Annotated in this window: 15 protein-coding genes; 13 read left to right on the top strand and 2 right to left on the bottom strand. The window is 71.0% G+C overall.

Translation table 11 applies throughout. The annotated features are described in order from the left end of the window. Window positions 1–40 precede the first annotated feature (40 nt). From eccB to mycP, 4 genes are all read left to right on the top strand, one after another. The gene (gene eccB, locus OO48_RS30375) at window positions 41–1,633 is read left to right on the top strand and encodes a type VII secretion protein EccB (RefSeq protein WP_033222128.1); all 1,593 of its coding nucleotides are present in this window, start codon (window positions 41–43) and stop codon (window positions 1,631–1,633) included. A 180-nt stretch (window positions 1,634–1,813) separates the two neighbouring features. Next, window positions 1,814–2,113: a WXG100 family type VII secretion target gene (locus OO48_RS30370; RefSeq protein ID WP_033222126.1), complete on the top strand. Its 300-nt coding sequence runs from the start codon at window positions 1,814–1,816 to the stop codon at window positions 2,111–2,113. A gap of 75 nt (window positions 2,114–2,188) precedes the next feature. Next, entirely contained in the window at window positions 2,189–2,479 is a 291-nt protein-coding gene (locus tag OO48_RS30365) for a WXG100 family type VII secretion target (RefSeq protein ID WP_033222124.1), read from the top strand. Between the two features lie 146 nt (window positions 2,480–2,625). Then, window positions 2,626–4,002, top strand: coding sequence for a type VII secretion-associated serine protease mycosin (gene mycP / locus OO48_RS30360; protein ID WP_081952501.1), 1,377 nt, complete (start codon window positions 2,626–2,628; stop codon window positions 4,000–4,002). Window positions 4,003–4,123: 121 nt separating this feature from the next. On the opposite strand, the gene OO48_RS30355 is transcribed toward mycP, so the two are convergent. Beyond that, the gene (locus tag OO48_RS30355) at window positions 4,124–5,527 is read right to left on the bottom strand and encodes an APC family permease (RefSeq protein ID WP_033222122.1); all 1,404 of its coding nucleotides are present in this window, start codon (window positions 5,525–5,527) and stop codon (window positions 4,124–4,126) included. A gap of 471 nt (window positions 5,528–5,998) precedes the next feature. After that, entirely contained in the window at window positions 5,999–9,952 is a 3,954-nt protein-coding gene (locus tag OO48_RS30350; RefSeq protein WP_033222120.1) for a type VII secretion protein EccC, read from the bottom strand. Window positions 9,953–10,529: 577 nt separating this feature from the next. On the opposite strand from OO48_RS30350, the gene eccD reads away from it, so the two are divergent. The 9 genes from eccD to OO48_RS30305 all read left to right on the top strand — a co-directional run bounded on the left by eccD (window position 10,530) and on the right by OO48_RS30305 (window position 21,569). After that, window positions 10,530–11,990: a type VII secretion integral membrane protein EccD gene (gene eccD / locus OO48_RS30345; protein WP_033222118.1), complete on the top strand. Its 1,461-nt coding sequence runs from the start codon at window positions 10,530–10,532 to the stop codon at window positions 11,988–11,990. A 90-nt stretch (window positions 11,991–12,080) separates the two neighbouring features. After that, window positions 12,081–12,371 carry a 30S ribosomal protein S15 gene (rpsO, locus tag OO48_RS30340; RefSeq protein ID WP_033222116.1) on the top strand — a complete coding sequence of 97 codons (291 nt, stop codon included), beginning with the start codon at window positions 12,081–12,083 and terminating at the stop codon, window positions 12,369–12,371. Window positions 12,372–12,751: 380 nt separating this feature from the next. Further along, the gene (locus OO48_RS30335) at window positions 12,752–14,962 is read left to right on the top strand and encodes a polyribonucleotide nucleotidyltransferase (RefSeq protein ID WP_033222114.1); all 2,211 of its coding nucleotides are present in this window, start codon (window positions 12,752–12,754) and stop codon (window positions 14,960–14,962) included. Window positions 14,963–15,095: 133 nt separating this feature from the next. After that, window positions 15,096–16,448, top strand: a complete 1,353-nt coding sequence (locus OO48_RS30330; RefSeq protein ID WP_033222113.1) for a M16 family metallopeptidase — start codon at window positions 15,096–15,098, stop codon at window positions 16,446–16,448. A 26-nt stretch (window positions 16,449–16,474) separates the two neighbouring features. Next, the gene (gene dapB / locus OO48_RS30325) at window positions 16,475–17,221 is read left to right on the top strand and encodes a 4-hydroxy-tetrahydrodipicolinate reductase (protein ID WP_033222112.1); all 747 of its coding nucleotides are present in this window, start codon (window positions 16,475–16,477) and stop codon (window positions 17,219–17,221) included. Between the two features lies 1 nt (window position 17,222). Continuing rightward, a complete protein-coding gene (locus OO48_RS30320; RefSeq protein ID WP_033222110.1) occupies window positions 17,223–17,687 on the top strand; it encodes a tetratricopeptide repeat protein in 465 nt (154 codons plus the stop codon). A gap of 36 nt (window positions 17,688–17,723) precedes the next feature. Further along, window positions 17,724–18,509, top strand: a complete 786-nt coding sequence (gene thyX, locus OO48_RS30315; protein ID WP_033222108.1) for an FAD-dependent thymidylate synthase — start codon at window positions 17,724–17,726, stop codon at window positions 18,507–18,509. A 300-nt stretch (window positions 18,510–18,809) separates the two neighbouring features. Further along, complete coding sequence (dapA, locus tag OO48_RS30310; protein WP_033222107.1) at window positions 18,810–19,709, top strand: 4-hydroxy-tetrahydrodipicolinate synthase; 900 nt, start codon at window positions 18,810–18,812, stop codon at window positions 19,707–19,709. Between the two features lie 174 nt (window positions 19,710–19,883). Further along, window positions 19,884–21,569 (top strand): ribonuclease J, encoded by a 1,686-nt coding sequence (locus tag OO48_RS30305; protein ID WP_033222106.1) that lies wholly within the window; start codon window positions 19,884–19,886, stop codon window positions 21,567–21,569. Window positions 21,570–21,866: the final 297 nt, after the last annotated feature.

Raw genomic sequence — 21,866 nt, 5'->3', positions numbered from 1 at the left:
CACCCGCGGGGCGGGTCACACAGGGGAGACGGGGACGAGCATGGCATCACGCCGGGACGAGCTGAACGCCTACACCTTCGCCCGGAAGCGGATGGTCGGGGCCTTCCTGCAGCCGGGCGGCGGCGGAAACGACGAGGACGCGCCGCGTCCGCTGCGCGCGGTGCTGCCGAGCTTCGTGGTCGCCGCGGTGGTCGTCGCGGGCTTCGGGATGTGGGGCGTGCTCAAGCCCGCCGCGCCGCCGAACTGGGACAGCGGCAAGTTCATCATCCAGGGCAAGTCCTCGACGACCCGCTACGTGATCCTGAACGACGGGCCCAACAAGGAGCCCACCCTGCACCAGGTGCTGAACATGTCCTCGGCCCGGCTGGTGCTGTCGGAGAGCGCCACCGTGCAGACCGTCGCCGACAACGTGCTGGACGGCTACCCGCGGCGCGGCGCCACCATCGGCATCCCGTACGCCCCGGACAAGCTGCCCTCGAAGGGGGACGCCGGCGAGGCCAAGGACTGGTCGGTGTGCGACAAGCAGGGCAAGGACAACCTGCAGGCGACGGTCGGCCAGTCGGTGTTCATCGCCGCCGGGCAGGACAAGAAGAACCTGGAGGCGCCGGACAAGGTGCTCAACGAGAACCAGATGCTGCTGGTCCAGGAGCCGCGGGTGAACGGCGGCAACGCCGACGGCTCCATCTACCTGGTCGACTCCAGGGGCTTCAAGCACGCCCTGGGCAAGCGGGACATGGAGGACAAGGACCGCAAGGACCTGCTGAGGGCGCTGAGCGGCCCGGACGTCAAGCCGCAGCAGGTCACCAAGGAGTGGCTGGACACGCTGGCGGTCGGCGACCCGGTGGAGTTCCCGCGGATCGAGAGCCTCCGCACCGCCAAGCAGTCCGGCCCCTCCAGGCTGGAGCTGTCGAACCAGGCCCAGAGGCGGGTCGGCCGGCTGCTGACCTTCCAGGGCGCGTACTACGCGGTCGGCGAGAACAAGCTGTACCAGATCACCGAGTTCCAGGCGCAGATGATGCGCACCGACCCGGCGACGCAGGGCGCCTACCCCGAGGGCGGCGCGCCGACCATCGAGGAGGTCGGCGCCGCCGACATCAGCAAGCTGGAGCCCAAGACCGTCAAGGACATGATGGGGCTGTCCAAGGACCTGCCGGGCTACAAGCAGCAGGCCGTCAACGTCGGTGACAAGGGCACCCGCACGGTGATCTGCTCCACCTTCGCCGGCGCCGACGACAAGGGCGGCATCAAGCGCACGGTCTGGGCGCACACCGACTACCCGGCGCAGGTCACCTCGGGCTCGGTCAGCGCCCACGTGACGCCCGGCCACGGCCTGCTGTACCGCGCGGTGGAGGGCGACACGCTCGGCACGGACGCCCAGGCGGCCTCCTCCGGCAGCGACTTCCTGATCACCGACTCCGGCCTGCGCTACTCGCTGCCCGCCAACAACGACGGCGCCTCCGGCACGGCCACCGCCTCGCCCGAGCCGGGCAAGCAGAACAACACCAACGAGGCGCAGGCGCGGCTCGGTTACAAGGACGTCCTGCCGCCCCGCGTCCCGCTGGCCTGGTCCAAGCTGGTCCCGGCCGGCCCGGTGCTCAACACCAACTCCGCACTTCAGGCTCAGAACGCCTGACGGATCGTCACCCGGGGTGCGGTGGTCCAGTGTCATGGTCTGGTAACTACCCGCTGCCCGGTGTTGGGCGCACAGCAGTTGGCCGTTACAGTGCTTCAGAGCACCACACCGGTGGTGCCCGTACGGACGTTCGCCACAGGGGTGTCCGGACGTAGTCTGTCTCATGGGGGACGGTGGATCATGGCAGGTCAGTTCACGACGACCGCGGAGGAAATGACCGCCTTCGCGAACCGCATCGGCGAGGTCAACCAGCAGGTCCAGGGCGAGATCAACCGTCTCAACACCCTGGTCTCGGAGATCGCTTCGGGCTGGAAGGGCGCGGCCGCGTCCGCGTACCAGCAGATGCAGACGCAGTTCAACGACGACGCCGTCGCGCTCAACAAGATCCTGGACGAGATCCGTCAGGCCATCGAGGCGACCACGAAGGCCTACTCGATGACCGAAGAGGAGCAGCGCGCTGCGGTCGGTGGCATCGGCTGACGCCGGTAGCTCGTACCACCAACCACTTTGCGCCCCTTTCGGGCGCGCCGTGAATCCATCGAAGGGGAGAGATCAATGTCCGGCATTCTCGTCAATTTCCAGACCATCCAGAACGCGAGCTCCGAGGTCCGGCAGACCGCCGCTCGTATCCAGAGCCAGCTGGACGACCTGAAGGCGGGCGTCCAGCGCATCGCCTCCAGCTGGGAGGGTGCGGCTCAGCAGGGCTACCAGGCCCGGCAGGCCCAGTGGGACGCCAAGGCGGCGGACCTGCAGCAGGTCCTCGGCCGGATCGCCTCCGCGCTGGACAACGCCGCGCAGAGCTACCAGCAGACCGAGAGCGCGAACGCGGGCATCTGGGGCGCCTGACCCGGCGGGCCGGAAACGGCACGGGGGAACCGGCACGGCAGTGCTTGACACGGGCGGGCGTCCTCAGGGCGCCCGCCCTTCGCGCGCCGCACGGGGCGGCACGGTGAGCGGAACACGGGTGGAACGCAGTGAGGGGTGGAGCAGAGGTGTCGTCAGGATCGTTGCGCCGGGCCGGTGCGGTGCTGCTGGTGCTCGGGGTGATCGGTTCGGCCGCCGCCGGCCCGGCCTGGGCCGAGCCCGCCCCCGCGGGCGGCGACGCCTCCCGGGCGGCGCTGTCGCTCGCCGCGGCGGGTGACTGCAACTTCCCGATCGAGCAGGACGTGGTGTCCAAGCCGTGGGCGCTGCAGCGGGTGTTCCTCAGCGAGCTGTGGGGCGAGGACCAGCGGCCCGGCGGCAAGCCCAGCGCGTCCCCGAGCGGCGGCACCCCGGGCGACGACCCGGGCAACCGGACCGGCCGCGACGTCACGGTCGCCGTCATCGACACCGGGGTGGACGCCAACAACCCGCAGCTGGCCGGCAAGGTGCAGGGCGGCCGGGACCTCCTGGGCGAGAACCCCCCGGAGGGCCAGCAGCGCCCCGAGGGCAACAGCCTGACCGACAAGGTCGGCCACGGCACCAAGGTGGCCGGCATCATCGCGGCCGCCCAGAAGCCGGGCATCGGCTTCGTCGGCCTGGCCAAGGACGCGACCATCCTGTCCATCCGGCAGAACGACGCCGAGGGCCACGGCAGCGTCAAGACCCTGGCCGAGGCGATCAGCGAGGCGGTCGCCAAGGGCGCCGAGGTCATCAACATCTCGCAGGACGTCCGGATCCAGAACGACCCGAGCAAGACGCAGTCGGCGGACCTCGACAACCCGTCCTTCCCGGACGCGTCGAACCTCACCGCGGCGCTGAAGGAGGCCGAGCGGCGCGACGTGGTGGTGGTCGCCTCCTCGGGCAACGACGGCGGCGAGGGTGCGACCTACCCGGCCGCCTACTCGTGGGTGCTCGCCGTGGGCGCCTCCGACCGCAACAACGAGCGGGCCTCGTTCTCCCAGTACGGCGACTTCGTGGACGTGGCCGCGCCCGGCGTCGACATGCTCTCCACCGTCCCGGGGCACGGCCAGTGCACCGACAACGGCACCAGCTTCTCCGCCCCGTACGTCGCGGGCCTGGCGGCCATCCTCAAGGGCATGCACCCGACCTGGAAGGCCCAGCAGATCCGCACGGTGATCGAGCAGACCGCGCAGCGCACCGAGCACGGTGCCAACAAGTACATCGGCTGGGGCGTGGTCGACCCGGTGAAGGCCGTGGAGTACGCCACCGTGCCCGGCCCGTCCGAGTCGCCGCACCCGGACCCGTCGACCAAGCTGGACGCCGTGCCGCTGGTCGCGCAGCCGCTCGGGCTGGAGGAGACCCAGGCCGATCGGGACCGCCGCACCGGCACCTTCGTGCTGGGCATCGGCGCCCTGGTGGTGGCGGGGCTGGCCGGCGGCTCGGTCGTCGCCCGCGACATGGGCCGCCGCCGCAGCCGGCACGGCTGACGCGCCGCGCGCGCTGCGTCGGGCCGGGCCCGTCGGGCGGGGGCCGGTCCCGGAGAAGGGGCCGGCCCCCGCGCGGTCTCGGGGACCGGGCGGGGGCCGACGCGGGAGCGGCCCGCGGGGGTCAGGCGCGCTCGTCCTCGGGGAGGGTGATGACCCAGCGGGTCTCCGGGCGGGGCCGCAGGTAGAGCGCCCAGTAGAGGCTGGCCGCGGCGGTGATGCCGAGCGTCCACCACAGCGCGGTGTGGTCGAGCTGGGTCAGGACGTAGGCCAGGGCCACGATCACCAGGATCGGCAGCGCGGGCCACAGCGGCTGGCGCCAGGCCGCGGCGCCCTTGTGGTGGCCGCGGCGGGAGAACAGCGCGCCGACGGCGACCAGCAGGTAGAGCGCGGCGACCGCGACACCGGTGATGTTGGTCAGCAGGCCCTGGCCGACGAAGCAGAGCGCGGCGCCGGGGATGCCGACCGCCAGGGTGGAGATCCACGGGGCGCTGAACTTGTTGAGGGTGCCGAAGGCCCGGTTCACCGGCTCCGGCCACGCCTTGTCGCGGCCGGAGGCGAACAGCACCCGGGAGTTCTGGATGACCATCACGATGCCGGCGTTGACGATCGCCAGCGCGATGCACAGGCTGATGAAGGTGCCGACGCCGCTGTTGCTCCAGCCGATCACCAGCGAGGAGATGTCGCCCTCGCTGAGCGCCTTCAGGTCGGGGGCGCCCACGGTGATCGCGGCGACCGGGATCAGGATGACGGCGGCGGACAGGCCCAGCGTCCACAGCACGGTGCGGGCGACGTTCTTGCGCGGGTCCTCCAGCTCCTCGGAGAGGTAGATCGCGGTGGAGAAGCCCTGGGTGACGAAGAGCGCGGTGCCCATCGCGGCCAGGATCACCGAGAAGCCCACCCCGCCGGTGGCGCCGGCGGCGTCGGTGACCGAGCCGTGCAGCATGCTGCTCACGCCGCGCTGGGAGTGGCCGAAGCCGAGGAAGGCGACCACGGCGCAGGCGACGACCTCCAGCACCAGGAAGATGCCGGTGATCCAGGCGTTGGCCCGCAGGTCCAGCAGACCGGCCACGGTGGCCGCGAGCATCACCGCGGCGCCGGCCCACTTCGGGTCCAGGTGGATGATCGGTTCCAGGTAGTCGGCGGTGCCCATGGCGATCAGTGAGGGCACGATCATCACCACGATCAGCGACTGGATGAACACCAGCCAGCCGGTGAACTTGCCGGCCAGGGTGCCGACCATGGCGTACTCGCCGCCCGCCGAGGGCACCAGGGTGCCGAGCTCGGAGTAGCAGAACGCCACGGCGACGCAGATGACCGTGCCGATCAGGATCGACATCAGGGTGAAGGTGCCGAGCGAGTTGAAGAGCTCCGGGACGATCACGAAGAGTGAGGAGGCCGGGGTCACGCAGGAGAGCGTGAGCAGGGTGCCGCCCACGACACCGAGCGAACGGGCGAGCTTCTTGGGGCTGCCCGCGGTATCCCCCGCGGCGGGGGCTGCTACCTGCGGGGGGAGCGTGTCGGTCATGGGGCATCCGATCCACTGAACGGCGGTGTGGGGGTGGGAGCGGTATCGCCTCCGAAGCACGGTCTCGCGGTGTGGTTTCTGCTTCGCTCCCGGCTCGCCAGGTTGCCTGGGTGCATTGGCCCAGTCAACGCGCGATCGGCTGCGGATTCCGTTGTCGTAAGGCGGTTTCGCCTGCGGAACGCAGCCTCCAGGCGTGCGAGGCGTATGTTTCCGTAGTGTCAACTCCGGTGAACTGCGCTTGAATCGAAGGTGAAGTGGGCTGGGTCACGCCCGATTCCAAGGCGGGGTGCCGTACTGCGCTGCTGGGCCGAAAAGGCCGCTGAGCAGCCGGGACGGGGTGCGGGAACCGAAGGAGAACCGAGAAAATCGGAAGATAACGTTATGGCACCGTTCCGGCTCCGGGGTGCCGAAAGGGCCGGGCTCCTTCCGGAGCCCGGCCCTTTCGGTCACCGTGCGTGAACGGCGTCCGCGCTAGACCTGCGTCGGCAGCCAGCCCGTCTGCACCGTCTGGCCCGCCTGGATCCGGCGGGAGACGAACACGCCGCGGCCCGGCGGCAGCGGCTGCGGCTTGACCGTGCCGAGCAGCGCGCCCTCGCCCTTGTCGCCGGAGAGCAGCACGCCCTGGCCGCCCAGCTCGCGCATGCGCTGCATCACCGGCTCGAACAGCGAGCGGCCGGCGCCGCCCGCGTTGCGGGCGACGATCAGGCGCAGGCCGATGTCGCGCGCGAACGGCAGGAACTCCGCCAGCGGCGCCATCGGGTTGCCCGACTGGGTGGCGACCAGCTCGTAGTCGTCCACGATCACGAACATGTCCTTGCCGGTGTACCAGCTGCGGTTGCGCAGCTGCTCCGGCGTGACGTCCGGGCCGGGCAGGCGGCGCCCGCAGGCCCCGCGCAGCATCTCCACGATCGCCGACATGGCGGGCGCGGCGGCCGCGTACTCCACCAGGTACTCCGGCGGCACCACGCCGAGCAGCGAGCGGCGGAAGTCGCCGACCACGATGCCCGCCTGGTCCGGGGTGTACCGCTCGGTGATCTGCTTGATCAGCATCCGCAGCAGCGCCGACTTGCCGGACTCGCTCTCGCCGAAGACGACGAACAGCGGGTCGGTCTCGAAGTTGACGAACACCGGCGCCAGCTCGACCTCGTCGACACCGAACGCGACACCCAGTTCCGGGTGCTCGAAGCCCTTGGGCAGCGAGTGGCCGTCCAGCACCGGCGGCAGCATGCGCACCTGCGGGGCCCGGGGGCCCGACCAGGCCGCGTTGACCTGGGAGACCAGGCCGGTCACGCCGTCCACCAGGTCCGCGGTCTCGCTGGAGCCGTCGATCCGGGGCAGGCCGGACAGGAAGTGCAGCTGGTCGGCGGTCAGGCCGCGGCCCGGGATCGGCGGGACGTTCGCGGCGGCCTTGCGGCCGATCTCGGACTCCATCGAGTCACCGAGCTTGAGCTCCACCCGGTTCTGCAGCTGGTCCTTCAGCGCCGGGCGGACCTCGGCGTAGCGGGCCGCGGTGATCACCACGTGCACGCCGTAGCCGAGGCCGCGCTGCACGATGTCGGCGATGACCGGCTCCAGGACCTCGAACTCCTGCTTGAAGGTCAGCCAGCCGTCGATGAACAGGAACACGTCGCCGAACTGCTCGTCGGGCAGCTGCCCGGCGGCCCGACGGGAGCGGTAGGTGGTGATGGTGTCGATGCCGGTCGACCGGAACAGCTCCTCACGGCGGTTGAGCACGCCGTGCACCTCGCTGATCATGCGGCGGACCTTCTCGACGTCCAGTCGGCCCGCGACGCCGCCGACGTGCGGCAGGTCGGCCAGCGAGCCGAAGCCGCCGCCGCCGAAGTCGAGCAGGTAGAACTGCGTCTCCACCGGCGTGTGGGTGACCGAGAAACCGGCCACGATGGTGCGCACCATGGTGGACTTGCCCGAGCGCGGACCGCCCACGATCATGCCGTGGCCGGCGGCGCCCGAGTAGTCCAGGTACATCACGTCGCGGCGCTGGTCGCGCGGCTTGTCGACGATGCCGACCGGGACGACCAGGTTGCCCTGGCGGACGGCCGCCGGGGTCAGGCCGCGGTCCGGGCTGACCTGCAGCGGCTCCAGCAGGCTGTCCATGGACGGCGGGGCGTCCAGCGGGGGCAGCCACACCTGGTGGGCCGGCGGGCCCTGGCCGATCATCCGCTGCACGAACACGTCGAGCATGGTGTCCAGCAGCGCCTCGTCCTTCTCCTCCTCCTCGGGCAGTTCGGGGAGGATCTCCACCTCGGGCTCGACGACCTCGACCTCGGCGGCGGTGAACAGCACCGGCTGGGCGGTGACCACCCGGCCGCCGACCGCGCGCTGGGCGCCCGGCGCCCGGTACTTGCCGGAGACGTAGGCGGCGCGGAAGCGCTCCATCACGTCGGAGCCGAACTTGAGGTAGCCCACGCCGGGGATCGGCGGCAGGTGGTAGGCGTCCGGCACGCCGATCGCGGCCCGCGACTCGGCGGCCGAGAAGGTGCGCAGGCCCAGGCGGTAGGAGAGGAAGGTGTCCAGACCGCGGAGCTTGCCCTCCTCCAGTCGCTGCGAGGCCAGCAGCATGTGCATGCCGAGCGAACGGCCGATGCGGCCGATCTGGATGAACAGCTCGATGAAGTCCGGCTTCGCGGTGAGGAGCTCGGAGAACTCGTCGATGATCATCAGCAGCGAGGGCAGCGGGTCGAGCGGCGCGCCGGCCGCGCGGGCCCGCTCGTACTCGTTGATGTTCGCGTAGTTGCCCGCCGCGCGCAGCAGCTCCTGGCGGCGGTTCATCTCGCCCTCGATCGCGTCGCGCATGCGGTCGATCAGGGTCGCTTCGCCCTCGAGGTTGGTGATCACGGCCGCTGTGTGCGGCATCTCCGACATGCCGGCGAAGGTCGCACCGCCCTTGAAGTCCGCGAGGACCAGGTTCAGCACCTCGGAGGAGTGGGTGACCGCCAGCGCCAGCACGATGGTGCGCAGCACCTCGGACTTGCCGGAACCGGTCGCACCCACGCACATGCCGTGCGGGCCCATGCCCTCCAGCGAGGCTTCCTTGATGTCCAGCCAGACGTACTCGCCGTTGCTACCGACGCCCAGCGGGACGCGCAGCTTCTCGCGGATCGGCTTGGGACGCCAGTGCCGGGTCGGGTCGAAGGAGCCCGGGTCGCCGGTGTGCATCATTTCGGTGAAGTCCATCGACACCAGCGACGGGTCGCTGTCGTCGCCGCCCGCGGACGCCCGGAACGGCGCCAGCTGCCGCGCCAGCGCCTCCGACTGCCAGGCCGACAGGGTGTCCGGCGTGCCCGGGTAGCTCGCCCCGGACGCCGCCTCCAGCAGCAGCGAGTCCTTGCCGACGGTGATCACCAGGTGGCCGTTCGGCTCGTCCAGGTCGCCCGGGACGACCTCGATCACGGTGACGCCCTGGACGCCCTCCGGACCGGCGATCACCGAGTCGACCGGCACCGAGGCGCCGTCCATGATGACCACCAGGTGCGGCTGGTCCGGGGTCGGCGTGCTGTCCCGGGAGAAGCCCTTGCGACCGGCCAGCTCGTTGGCCAGCAGTTCCTCCAGCTCACCCAGCCCGGAGGCGATCAGGCGCCGCGAACCGGCCCCGTCGCTCTCCTTGCGGTGCTGGGTGTGCGGCAGCCACTTCGCCCACTCCCACTCCTCCACCGCGCCCGGCGCGGCAGCCACCCCGATCATCAGGTCCTCGGGGGAGTGCAGGGTCGCCAGCTGGGCCACCATCGCCCGCACGTTGCCGTACACCGAGTCCGGGTCGCCGCACACCGTGATGTGGTAGAACGCCCGCAGCGAGACCGCCAGCGGCAGGTCCTGCAGGGTGCCGTGGGTCTTGATGAAGGTGCCCATCGCCTCCGCGGCGAGCGGCTCCAGCTCGTCCATCGGCGCGGTCTGCGGCGCCACCAGCGGCGTCGACAGCTGCAGCGGGCCCAGGCCGACCCGGATCTGCGCGAAGTCCGCGTCGGTCGGCCGGCGCTCCCAGAGCCGGCGGCCCTCGGCCACCACCGACCACAGCTGGTCCGGCTCCGGGTGGGTGAACAGCAGCGCGCCGCGCTGCCGCTCGGCCGTGCGGCGCACCTCGCGGCGCTTCTGCTGCAGGTACTTCAGGTAGTCGCGGCGCTCGTCCGAGGTCGCCGCGCTGCCGCCCTTGCGGGCCCTGACGATCTGCGCCACCGCCATCGCGGCGGTCGAGGCGATCATCAGCACGCCCATCATCTTCATCGGGCCCTGGCCGCCCTGGAACAGGAAGGCCGCGCTGCCGCCCATGCCGAGCATCGGCATCAGCGTCATCAGCCAGTCCTCGCCACCGCCGCGCGGCAGCTCGGGCGGCGGAACCAGCTCGACCGGCTCCTCCGACACCGCGGGCGGGAACGCCCGCGGCGGGCGCTTCACCGTCACCGTACTCATGCAGCCACCTCGCCGGCGCTCGGTGAGCGCTTCGCGCACGCGCACCTCTCGAAGGTGAACCCGCTCCGCTCGTTCATACCGTCACCCCGTCCCGGGCGGCAGCCGCAGAGCGCGACTCCCCGTTCTCAACGACGCGCCCTCCCAGGGCACTTGACAGGGGGCGCCCCCATCGCTCGCTCACAATCCGCCCTCACGCATCTGGATACGCATCTGGATACGTACGGTGAGGGCGCCCCGTGTGATGACGCCGCCCCCGCTCCGCCGAACCGCAGGCGCGCGGGGCTGTCGCGTCTTCGACCGCCGCCCCCGTACGCCGTGCGCAGGGGCCGATCCTACTGCGCACGCCAAGCGGTTCGTCCACGGGGGCGGACCGGCCCGCCCGGCGGCGGCTGATCCGCCGTCAAGGCCGCGCCGGAACCGCCGGGCCCGGGAGCACGGGCACCCGGCGCGCACCACCCTTCCCGCGAAGGGTAAGGTGTCGCCGCGCCAACTCTCGTTCGGACCGTGACAGTTCCGGAGCCGCTTCGACGAGTGGTCAGCAGACTTGCCGACACAGCCAACGAGGGGGAGAGGGCCGGTGAGCAACAACGCAACGACCGGTTTCTGCCGGGTCACCGTGGTGGCACCGGACAGCCGGATCGACGTCGCCCTACCGGAGGACGTCCCGCTCGCGGACATCTACCCGGAAGTGCTCAGGCTCTCCGGGCAGACCCAGGTGGACGGGACGCCCACCGGCTTCCACCTGGTGCGGCGGGACGGGACCGTGCTGGACAGCGGCCTGCCGCTGGCCGCCCAACAGGTCCGCGACGGGGACCTGCTGAGCCTGCGCCCGTTCGCGGAGTCGCTGCCGCCTGCGGTCTACGACGACGTCGCCGACGCCATCGCCTCCGCCGTCGAGGCCGACCGCCGGTTCTGGAGCCCCGACCTGATGCGGGCCTTCGGCCTGGTCGCCGGCACCGTCCTGCTCGCGCTGCTCGCCTTCGCGCTGTGGTTCTCCGACCTGCGGCACGACATGTTCGGCCTGCCGGGCATCCTGTCCGGCGTCACCGCGATCGTCCTGGTGACCTTCGCCGGCGTGCGCGCCCGGGTCTACTCCGACCACACCGCCGCCCTCGCCCTCGGCCTCGGCGCGCTGCCGCACGCCATGCTGGCGGGCTCCGGCATCATCGACGTCCCGGACGGCGCCGGCCCCGGCCGGCTCCAGTTCCTGGTCGGCTGCGTCACCGTGCTGGTGGTCTCCGTCCTGCTGGTCGGCCTGCTGCCGGAGAAGGACTCGGCGTTCGTCGCCTCCTCCTTCCTCGCCGCGGCCGGCACCCTGTCCACCTTCGCCGCCGTCCTGATGTCGGACACCGCGATCACCGACATCGCGTCCGTCACCGGCGTGGCCGGCGTCGCCGCGATCGGCTTCCTGCCCGCGCTGTCCGCCCGGTTCGCCCGCCTGCCCGTCGGCTTCAGCGCCCCCGGCCAGACCCGCACCCGCGGCAGCGCCTACGGCGAGGAGGCCGGCAACGCCGAGACCGTCCAGTACGAGCGGATCGCCGCCCAGGCGCGCCGCGGCCACGAGGTGCTGGTCGGCCTGGTCGGCGGTGCCGCCGCCACCATCGTCGGCGCCTGCGCCGTGCTCGGCTTCAGCGACCGCACCTGGGCCGAACTGCTGGCCCTGGCCATCGGCGTCTCGACCATGCTGCGGGCCCGGCTGTTCCGCTACACCGCGCAGGTCTTCGCGCTCACCATCTCCGGCCTGGTGGCGCTCTCCCTGCTGATCCTCGGCCTGGCCCTGCACACCCCGCTGCACCTGCTGATGGCCAAGCTCACCAACGAGGGCAGCGGCGACCTGCGCACCGTGTGGCTGTCCGCGTCCATCGCGGCCGGCGCCGCGGTGATGACCGCCATCGCGCTGATCGTCCCCCGCTCCGGGGTGTCCCCGTTCTGGGGCCGCATCCTGGACATGGTCGACAGCCTGATGCTGATCTCGCTCGTCCCGCTCGCGCTCGCCGTCCTCGACGTCTACAACGTGGTGCGCGGCGCGACCGGCTGAGCCGCGCTGCTATCGTTGACCCGTCCGAGTCCTGTCAGGTCCTGTGCTTCCGACCAGGACCACTCGGCCACCCAACCGAAGGAGATGCCCGTGGCCCTCGCCGCTGACGTCAAGAAGCAGATCATCGCCGAGTTCGGCCAGAAGGAGGGCGACACCGGCTCCCCCGAGGTCCAGGTGGCCATGCTCTCCCGCCGCATCTCGGACCTGACCGAGCACCTCAAGTTCCACAAGCACGACCACCACTCGCGTCGTGGTCTGCTGATCCTGGTCGGCCAGCGCCGCCGCCTGCTGCAGTACCTGGCCAAGAAGGACATCGAGCGCTTCCGCGCCCTGGTGGACCGCCTCGGCATCCGCCGCGGTGCCGCCGGCGGCGCCCGCTGACACCGCTCGTAGGGGCGGCTCCCCTCACCGGGGAGCCGCCCCTCGGCGCATTTCGCGCCACCCCGCGATCACGCCCCGCGACGAAGCCGCCCGCGACGAAGCCGCGCTCGGTAGGGTGTGAATTTGTAAGGTAAAGGGCATGCCCGCCCTAGTGGGCCGAATCAAGGTCTCCAACGGAGGCCGCCCGCACCCCGCAGGAGCGTCCAGACGCCGACCGCCGCACGCCGAAAGGCGCCGGTCCTCGGTAGTGGCCGCCGGGAACCCCGAGAAGAGGGTCCGCCCCGGTGGCTTCGATCGAAGACCGGCCCAGCTGCCCGGGCCACGGCAGGCAAGCGCAGGGGCGCTCCTGGGGAGAACGTACGAAAGAGGAGATCTTCCAGGTGGAAGAGAACGTTTTCTACGCCGAGGCCGTCATCGACAACGGCAGCTTCGGTACCCGCACCATCCGCTTCGAGACCGGCCGTCTGGCCCGTCAGGCCGCCGGCTCCGCCGTGGCCTACCTGGACGACGACACCATGGTGCTGTCGGCCACCAGCGCCTCGAAGCAGCCCAAGGAACACTTCGACTTCTTCCCGCTCACGGTGGACGTCGAGGAGCGGATGTACGCCGCCGGCCGCATCCCCGGATCGTTCTTCCGTCGCGAGGGCCGCCCCTCCGAGGACGCGATCCTCACCTGCCGCCTGATCGACCGCCCGCTGCGCCCGTCCTTCGTCAAGGGCCTGCGCAACGAGATCCAGGTCGTCGTGACGGTCATGGCCCTCAACCCCGACCACCTGTACGACGTGGTGGCCATCAACGCGGCCTCCGCCTCCACCCAGCTGGCCGGCCTGCCGTTCTCCGGCCCGATCGGCGGCGTCCGCGTCGCGCTGATCAACGGCCAGTGGGTGGCCTTCCCGACCCACTCCGAGCTGGAGTCGGCCGTCTTCGACATGGTCGTGGCCGGCCGCGCCCTGCCGGACGGCGACGTCGCGATCATGATGGTCGAGGCCGAGGCCACCGACAAGACCATCAAGCTGGTCGAGGGCGGCGCCGAGGCGCCGACCGAGGAGGTCGTCGCGGCCGGCCTGGAGGCCGCCAAGCCGTTCATCAAGGTGCTGTGCGCCGCGCAGTCCCAGCTCGCCAAGCAGGCCGCCAAGCCGACCGGCGAGTTCCCGGTCTTCCTGGAGTACCAGGACGACGTGCTGGCCGCGCTGACCTCCGCCGTCAAGGACGAGCTCGCCAAGGCGCTCACCATCGCCGGCAAGCAGGAGCGCCAGAACGAGCTGGACCGGATCAAGGGCGTCGCCGCCGACAAGCTGCTCCCGGAGTTCGAGGGCCGCGAGAAGGAGATCAGCGCCGCCTACAACGCGCTGACCAAGAAGATCGTCCGCGAGCGCGTCATCAAGGACAAGGTCCGCATCGACGGCCGCGGCGTCACCGACATCCGCACCCTGGCCGCCGAGGTCGAGGCCATCCCGCGGGTGCACGGCTCGGCCCTGTTCGAGCGCGGCGAGACCCAGATCCTGGGCGTCACCACGCTGAACATGCTGCGCATGGAGCAGCAGCTCGACACGCTCTCCCCGGAGACCCGTCGCCGCTACATGCACAACTACAACTTCCCGCCGTACTCGGTCGGCGAGACCGGCCGCGTGGGCTCGCCCAAGCGCCGCGAGATCGGCCACGGCGCCCTCGCCGAGCGGGCGATCCTCCCGGTCCTGCCGACCCGCGAGGAGTTCCCCTACGCGATCCGCCAGGTCTCCGAGGCGCTCGGCTCCAACGGCTCCACCTCGATGGGCTCGGTCTGCGCCTCCACCATGTCGCTGCTGAACGCCGGCGTGCCGCTGAAGGCCCCCGTCGCCGGCATCGCCATGGGCCTGATCTCCCAGGAGATCGACGGCGAGACCCACTACGTGACGCTCACCGACATCCTCGGCGCCGAGGACGCGTACGGCGACATGGACTTCAAGGTCGCCGGCACCCGGAACTTCATCACCGCCCTGCAGCTCGACACCAAGCTCGACGGCATCCCGGCCTCCGTGCTGGCCGCCGCGCTGAAGCAGGCCAAGGACGCGCGCCTGCACATCCTCGACGTCATGAACGAGGCCATCGACGCGCCCGACGAGATGTCCCCGAACGCGCCGCGGATCATCACCATCAAGATCCCGGTGGACAAGATCGGCGAGGTCATCGGCCCCAAGGGCAAGATGATCAACCAGATCCAGGAGGACACCGGCGCGGACATCACCATCGAGGACGACGGCACCATCTACATCGGTGCGGTCGACGGCCCCTCGGCGGAGGCTGCCCGCACGACGATCAACCAGATCGCCAACCCGACCATGCCGGAGGTCGGCGAGCGCTACCTGGGCACCGTGGTGAAGACCACCACCTTCGGCGCCTTCGTCTCGCTCATGCCGGGCAAGGACGGTCTGCTGCACATCTCGCAGATCCGCAAGCTGGCCGGCGGCAAGCGCGTCGAGAACGTCGAGGACGTGCTCGGCGTCGGCGCCAAGGTGCAGGTCGAGATCGCCGAGATCGACCCGCGCGGCAAGCTGTCGCTGATCCCGGTCGTCGAGGGCGAGGAGGGCGGCGAGGCCGCCGCCTCCGAGTGACCTCCCGGTAGCACCCCGCGGCCCGCACGCCCCACCGGCGCGTGCGGGCCGCACCCCGTTCGCGAAGGCCGCGTGCGCGCGCCCGCGGAACCACCCCAAGCTCCCCGTGAAGCAGTGATCGGAAGGAACACCCGTGGCCCAGGCCTCGGCGGCGAAGCAGCGCCCCGGAACCACCCGGACCCTGCTCAAGGGCACCGACGGCGCGGGCACCGTCCGCCGCACGGTGCTCCCCGGCGGCCTGCGGGTCGTCACCGAGACCCTCCCGACGGTGCGCAGCGCCACCTTCGGCATCTGGGTCGGCGTCGGCTCCCGCGACGAGACGCCCGTCCTCAACGGCGCCACCCACTACCTGGAGCACCTGCTCTTCAAGGGCACCGCCCGGCGCGACGCGCTGGAGATCTCCGCCGCGCTGGACGCGGTCGGCGGCGAGATGAACGCCTTCACCGCCAAGGAGAACACCTGCTACTACGCGCGGGTCCTGGACACCGACCTGCCGCTCGCCATCGACGTGGTCTGCGACATGCTGACCGGCTCGCTGATCCGTCCCGAGGACGTCGAGTCCGAACGCGGCGTCATCCTGGAGGAGATGGCGATGGCCGAGGACGACCCGGGCGACGTGGTGCACGACCTGTTCGCCAAGGTGATCTTCGGCGACGGCCCGCTCGGCCGCCCCATCCTCGGCACCCAGGAGACCGTCACCGCGCTCACCCGCGACCAGATCGCCGGCTTCTACCAGCGCCGCTACAAGCCGGAGAACCTGGTGGTCGCCGCGGCCGGCAACCTCGACCACGCCAAGGTGGTCAAGCAGGTCGAGCGGGCCTTCGCGACCGTCCTGGCCAAGTCCAAGGGCCACCCCGCCGAGGTCCGCCGAGGCGTCAAGGCCGTCCGCACCGCCGGGCGGGCCGCCGTCCTCAACCGCCCCACCGAGCAGGCCCACCTGGTCCTCGGCGTCCCCGGCGTGCCGCGCCACGACGAGCGCCGCTGGGCGCTCGGCGTGCTCAACGCGGCCCTCGGCGGCGGCATGAGCTCCCGGCTGTTCCAGGAGGTCCGGGAGAAGCGCGGCCTGGCGTACTCCGTCTACTCGTACTCCTCCTCGTACGCCGACACCGGTCTGTTCGGCATCTACGCCGGCTGCCAGCCCAAGCGGGTCGAGGAAGTGCTGAAGATCTGCCGCGCCGAACTCGCCCGGGTGGTCGAGGAGGGCATCACCGAGGAGGAGCTGCGCCGCGCCGTCGGCCAGATCTCCGGCTCCACCGTGCTCGGCATGGAGGACACCGGCTCGCTGATGAACCGGATCGGCAAGGCCGAACTCGCCTACGGCCACCACCTGTCGGTGGACGAGATGCTCGGGAAGATCGCCGCGGTGACCCTGGACGACGTGCACGCCGTCGCCCGTGATGTGCTGGGGGCGCACCGCCCCTCGCTCGCCCTGATCGGCCCGATCAACGACCGGCGGGCCGCCAAGCTCGCCGACCTGCTGGTCTGACCGGCCGGCCCGAGAGGAGAACTGACATGACGCTGCGCGTCGCCGTGATCGGCGCCAAGGGCCGGATCGGCTCGGAGGCCGTCAAGGCCGTCGAGGCCGCCGAGGACATGGAGCTGGTGGCCGCCCTGGGCCGCGGCTCCGACCTGACCGAACTCACCGAGGCCCGGGCCGACGTCGCCGTCGAACTCACCCACCCCGACTCGGTGATGGGCAACCTCGACCACTGCCTGGCCAACGGCATCCACGTGGTCACCGGCACCACCGGCTGGACCGAGGAGCGCCTCGCCACCGTCCGCGGACTGCTGGCCAAGGCACCCGAGCTGGGCCTGCTGATCGCCCCCAACTTCTCCATCGGCGCGATCCTCGGGATGAAGTTCTCCCAGCTCGCCGCCAAGTACTTCGAGTCCGTCGAGGTGGTCGAACTCCACCACGACCGGAAGGCCGACGCCCCCTCCGGCACCGCCACCCGCACCGCCCAGCTGATCGCCGCCGCCCGCGCCGAGGCCGGCCTGCCCCCGCAGCAGGACCCGACCACCCACGGCCTGCCCGGCGCCCGCGGCGCCGACGTGGACGGCGTCCCCGTGCACGCGGTGCGGCTGCGCGGCCTGCTGGCGCACCAGCAGGTGATGTTCGGCGACACCGGCGAGACGCTCACCATCCGGCACGACTCCATGCACCACAGCAGCTTCATGCCCGGCATCCTGCTCGGCGCGCGGAAGATCGCCGACCACCCGGGCCTGACCTTCGGCCTGGAACACTTCCTGGACCTGTGACATGACCTCCCGCACCGGATTCTTCGTCCTCTCCGGCGTCCTGCTGCTGGTCAGCCTGGTCTGCGTCGGCGAGGGCGTCCAACTGGTCGCCACCGGGAAGCCGTTGGGCATCGGCATCGGCGCGTGTGCCTTCGTCATCCCGGTGATCGGCGTCTGGTTCCTCGCGCAGACCGTCCGCTTCGGCCGCGACAGCGAGCGGCTCGCCCGCGAGCTGGAGGCCGAGGGCGGCCTGCCCGTCGACGAGCTGAAGCGCAGCGGCGGCGGCCGGATCGACCGCGCCTCCGCCGACGCGGTGTTCGCCCGCCGCAAGGCCGAGGCCGAGGCCGACCCGGCCGACTGGCGCAACTTCTTCCGGCTGGCCGTCGCGTACGCGGACGCGGGCGACGTGCCGCGCGCCCGCAAGGCCATGCAGCACGCCATCAAGCTGCACGGTGCCGGAGCCCCGGTCCGCCCGACCGTAGACTGACCCGTACTCTCCCCAGACCCCCCAGGACGTTCTCCCATGCGCGCAGTCGAACCCCAGGTCCACCTCATCGCCCGCCCCGAGCTCGACTACGACGAGGTCGCCGCCTACCTGCAGGACGTCGGCGGCGAGAGCTGGCTGGAGCGGGTCGACCGCGGAGACCTGGACGACGCCCAGAACCTGGCCGAGTTCGCCGGCCGGATCTGCTACCGCTCCTGGAAGCCGGGCCTCAACCCGAACGTCACCAAGGTCCGCACCGACCAGGACGCCTACCTGAAGAACATCCTGGCCAGCGCGCACGGCTCGGTGCTGGAGCACGTCTCCTTCACCTTCGTCCTGCACAACGTCAGCCGGGTGGTCACCCACGAGTTGGTCCGGCACCGGGCCGGCGTCGCGGTCTCCCAGGAGTCGCTGCGCTTCGTCCGCCTCGACGACATCCCGTTCTGGTTCCCCGAGTGGGCGAAGCAGGACGAGGCGCTGATGGCCCGGGCCACCGGCCTGATGAAGGAGATCGAGGAGTTCCAGCACTGGATGGCCGACCACTTCGGGCTGGACGAGGAGGGCGTGCCCTTCCACGAGAAGAAGGAGAAGACCTCCTTCATGCGCCGCTTCGCCCCCGAGGGCCTGGCCACCGGCCTGGTCTGGACGGCCAACGTCCGCACCCTGCGGCACGTGATCGAGAACCGCACCGCGCCGGGCGCCGAGGAGGAGATCCGGCTGCTGTTCGGCAAGGTCGGCGAGCTGATGGTCAAGGAGGCCCCGTCGCTGTTCGGCGACTACACCGTCGAGGACGGCGCCTGGGTGCCGGGCTGGCGGAAGGTCTGACGGGACGTCGGCGGGCCGCACCGGCGGCACTCACCCGTGCGGCCTTCGGCCGGGGCGGCGGAGCGCCCGCTGACCTGCGCCGACGGGCAGATGGGCGGACTGTCCGGCATGTCTGGATTGCGGCTTTCTCGGCCGCTCCATACGCTCAGGACACGGATTCCGGTGCTGCGTGAACCCCCGAGCGCGCAGCACCGGAATCCCATGTCCGGCCCGGATCCCGCCGCTCCCCCCGGCGCCCCGGAGTCCAAACCCTGGACCTGCGTGGCTATCGACCACCGCCCTACGAGTAGCTTTGGATCCATGGCTCCGACCTCCACACCGCAGACGCCCTTCGGCCGGGTCCTGACCGCGATGGTCACCCCGTTCACCCCCGAAGGCGACCTCGACCTCGACGGCGCCCAGCGCCTCGCCGCCCACCTGGTGGACTCCGGCAACGACGGTCTGGTGCTCAACGGCACCACCGGCGAATCGCCCACCACCACCGACGCGGAGAAGGCCCAGCTGGTACGGGCCGTGGTCGAGGCGGTCGGAGACCGCGCCCACGTGATCAGCGGCGTCGGCACCAACGACACCCGCCACAGCGTCGAACTCGCCCGCCAGGCCCTGGCCGCCGGCGCGCACGGCCTGCTCGCCGTCACCCCGTACTACAGCAAGCCCCCGCAGGAGGGCCTGTACCGGCACACCGTCGCCATCGCCGACGCCACCGACCTGCCGGTCATGCTGTACGACATCCCCGGCCGCTCCGGCGTCGCCCTCGAAACCGACACCCTGGTCCGCCTCGGCGAGCACCCCCGGATCGTCGCCAACAAGGACGCCAAGGGCGACGTCGCCGCCGCCGCGCACGCCATCGCCCGCGCCGACCTCGCCTGGTACTCCGGCGACGACGTGCTCACCCTGCCGCTGCTCTCGGTCGGAGCCGTCGGCGTGGTCAGCGTGGTCGGCCACCTCGTCGCAGCCGAACTGCGCACCATGATCGAGGCCTTCACGGCCGGCGACACCGCCAAGGCGCTCGCCGTCCACCAGACCCTGCTGCCGGTCTACACCGGAATGTTCCGCACCCAGGGAGTGATCCTCTCCAAGGCCGCGTTGAACCTGCAGGGACACCCGGCCGGACCGCTCCGGCTGCCCCTGGTCCCCGCCACCGACGCGGAGACCGCCCGCTTGAAGGAGGATCTCGCCGCCGGCGGGGTACACCTGTAAGCACAACAACAGACGTGCGCGTCCCCGGCTCGCCGGACCCACCCGGGTCCGCCGCTGGACCGGGACCGAAGGCGCGCGGCACATCGGCAGTCAGGTAACCACGATGGACGCACGCCATATGCAGCCGGGGGAGGAACCCCCCGGGCATATGGCGTGCGTCGTGAGGAGAGTCTTTTGAGCCACCCGCACCCTGAACTCGGCGCGCCCCCCGCACTCAAGGAAGGCGCCCTCCGCATCACCCCGCTCGGCGGCCTCGGTGAGATCGGCCGCAACATGACGGTCCTCGAGTACGGCGACCGGATGCTGATCATCGACTGCGGCGTGCTCTTCCCCGAGGACGAGCAGCCCGGCGTCGACCTGATCCTCCCGGACTTCAGCTACATCCGGGACCGCCTCGACAAGGTCGACGGCATCGTCCTCACCCACGGCCACGAGGACCACATCGGTGCCGTGCCCTACCTGCTCCGGGAGAACCCGGACATCCCGCTGATCGGTTCGAAGCTCACCCTCGCCCTGATCGAGGCCAAGCTCGCCGAGCACCGCATCCACCCCTACGTCCTGGAGGTCGTGGAGGGCGACCGCGAGCGGATCGGTCCCTTCGACTGCCAGTTCATCGCGGTCAACCACTCCATCCCGGACGCCCTCGCCGTCGCCGTCCGCACCCCCGCGGGCATGGTCGTCGCCACCGGCGACTTCAAGATGGACCAGCTCCCGCTGGACGGCCGGCTCACCGACCTCCCGGCCTTCGCCAAGCTGGCCGAGGAAGGCATGGACCTCCTCCTGGTGGACTCCACCAACGCCGAGGTCCCCGGCTTCATCCCGCACGAGCGCGACATCTCCGCGGCCCTGCGCAACGTCTTCGCCAACGCGGACAAGCGCATCATCGTCGCCTCCTTCGCCAGCCACGTGCACCGCATCCAGCAGGTCCTGGACGCCGCGCACGAGTACAAGCGCAAGGTCGCCTTCGTCGGCCGCTCGATGGTCCGCAACATGGGCATCGCCCGCGAGCTCGGCTACCTGAAGGTCCCCGGCAACCTGGTCGTCGACGTCAAGACGCTCGACGACCTGCCCGACAAGGAGGTGGTGCTGATCTGCACCGGCTCCCAGGGCGAGCCGATGGCCGCGCTCTCCCGGATGGCCAACCGCGACCACCAGATCCGCATCGTCGAGGGCGACACCGTCGTCCTCGCCTCCTCGCTGATCCCCGGCAACGAGAACGCCGTCTACCGCGTCATCAACGGCCTCACCCGCTGGGGCGCCAAGGTCGTCCACAAGGGCAACGCCAAGGTGCACGTCTCCGGCCACGCCTCGGCCGGCGAACTCCTGTACTTCTTCAACATCTGCAAGCCCAAGAACCTGATGCCGGTCCACGGCGAATGGCGGCACCTGCGCGCCGCCGCCGACCTCGGCATCGCCACCGGCATCCCGCGCAACCGCGTGGTCATCGCCGAGGACGGCGTCTGCGTGGACCTCGAGAAGGGCGTCGCCCGGATCGTCGGCAAGGTCCGGGCCGGCTACGTCTACGTGGACGGCTCCTCGGTCGGCGACATCACCGAGGCCTCCCTCAAGGACCGCCGGATCCTCGGCGAAGAGGGCTTCATCTCGGTGTTCGTGGTGGTCGACTCCGCCAACGGCAAGATGGTCAGCGGCCCCACCATCCAGGCCCGGGGTTCCGGCATCGACGACGGCGCGTTCTCCGCGGTCGCCGCCAAGCTGGAGGAGGCCCTGACCCGCTCCGCCGGCGAAGGCGTCCTCGAGGTGCGCCAGGTCCAGCAGTTGGTCCGCCGGATCGTCGGCAAGTGGGTCGCGGACAACTACCGCCGCCGCCCGATGATCCTCCCGGTCGTCGTCGAGGTCTGAGCCCACGACCCGATTTGACCTGGGGCAGCCCGGTGCGTAGTGTTCTCCGGGTTGCCCCACGGTCGTGCGGCTTCGCCCCGGATTCGAATTCGTTCGAATAGGGGCGGGGAAAACAGGCCGAGAAACTCTGGTAGAGTTCGGGAGCGCCGAAAGGCGAAAGCAAATCGGAACGAAACTCCGGAAAACGGAGCGGAAAACATCTGATAAGCTGGGAACACGAAAGAACGAAGCGCCCGGAGGGTCCGCAGGGATGCGGCTCGAAGGAAGTGTCCGTTCCTTGAGAACTCAACAGCGTGC

Source organism: Kitasatospora phosalacinea (assembly GCF_000716545.1).
Lineage (GTDB): Bacteria > Actinomycetota > Actinomycetes > Streptomycetales > Streptomycetaceae > Kitasatospora > Kitasatospora phosalacinea.
This window is presented reverse-complemented; position numbering and strand designations above follow the sequence as displayed.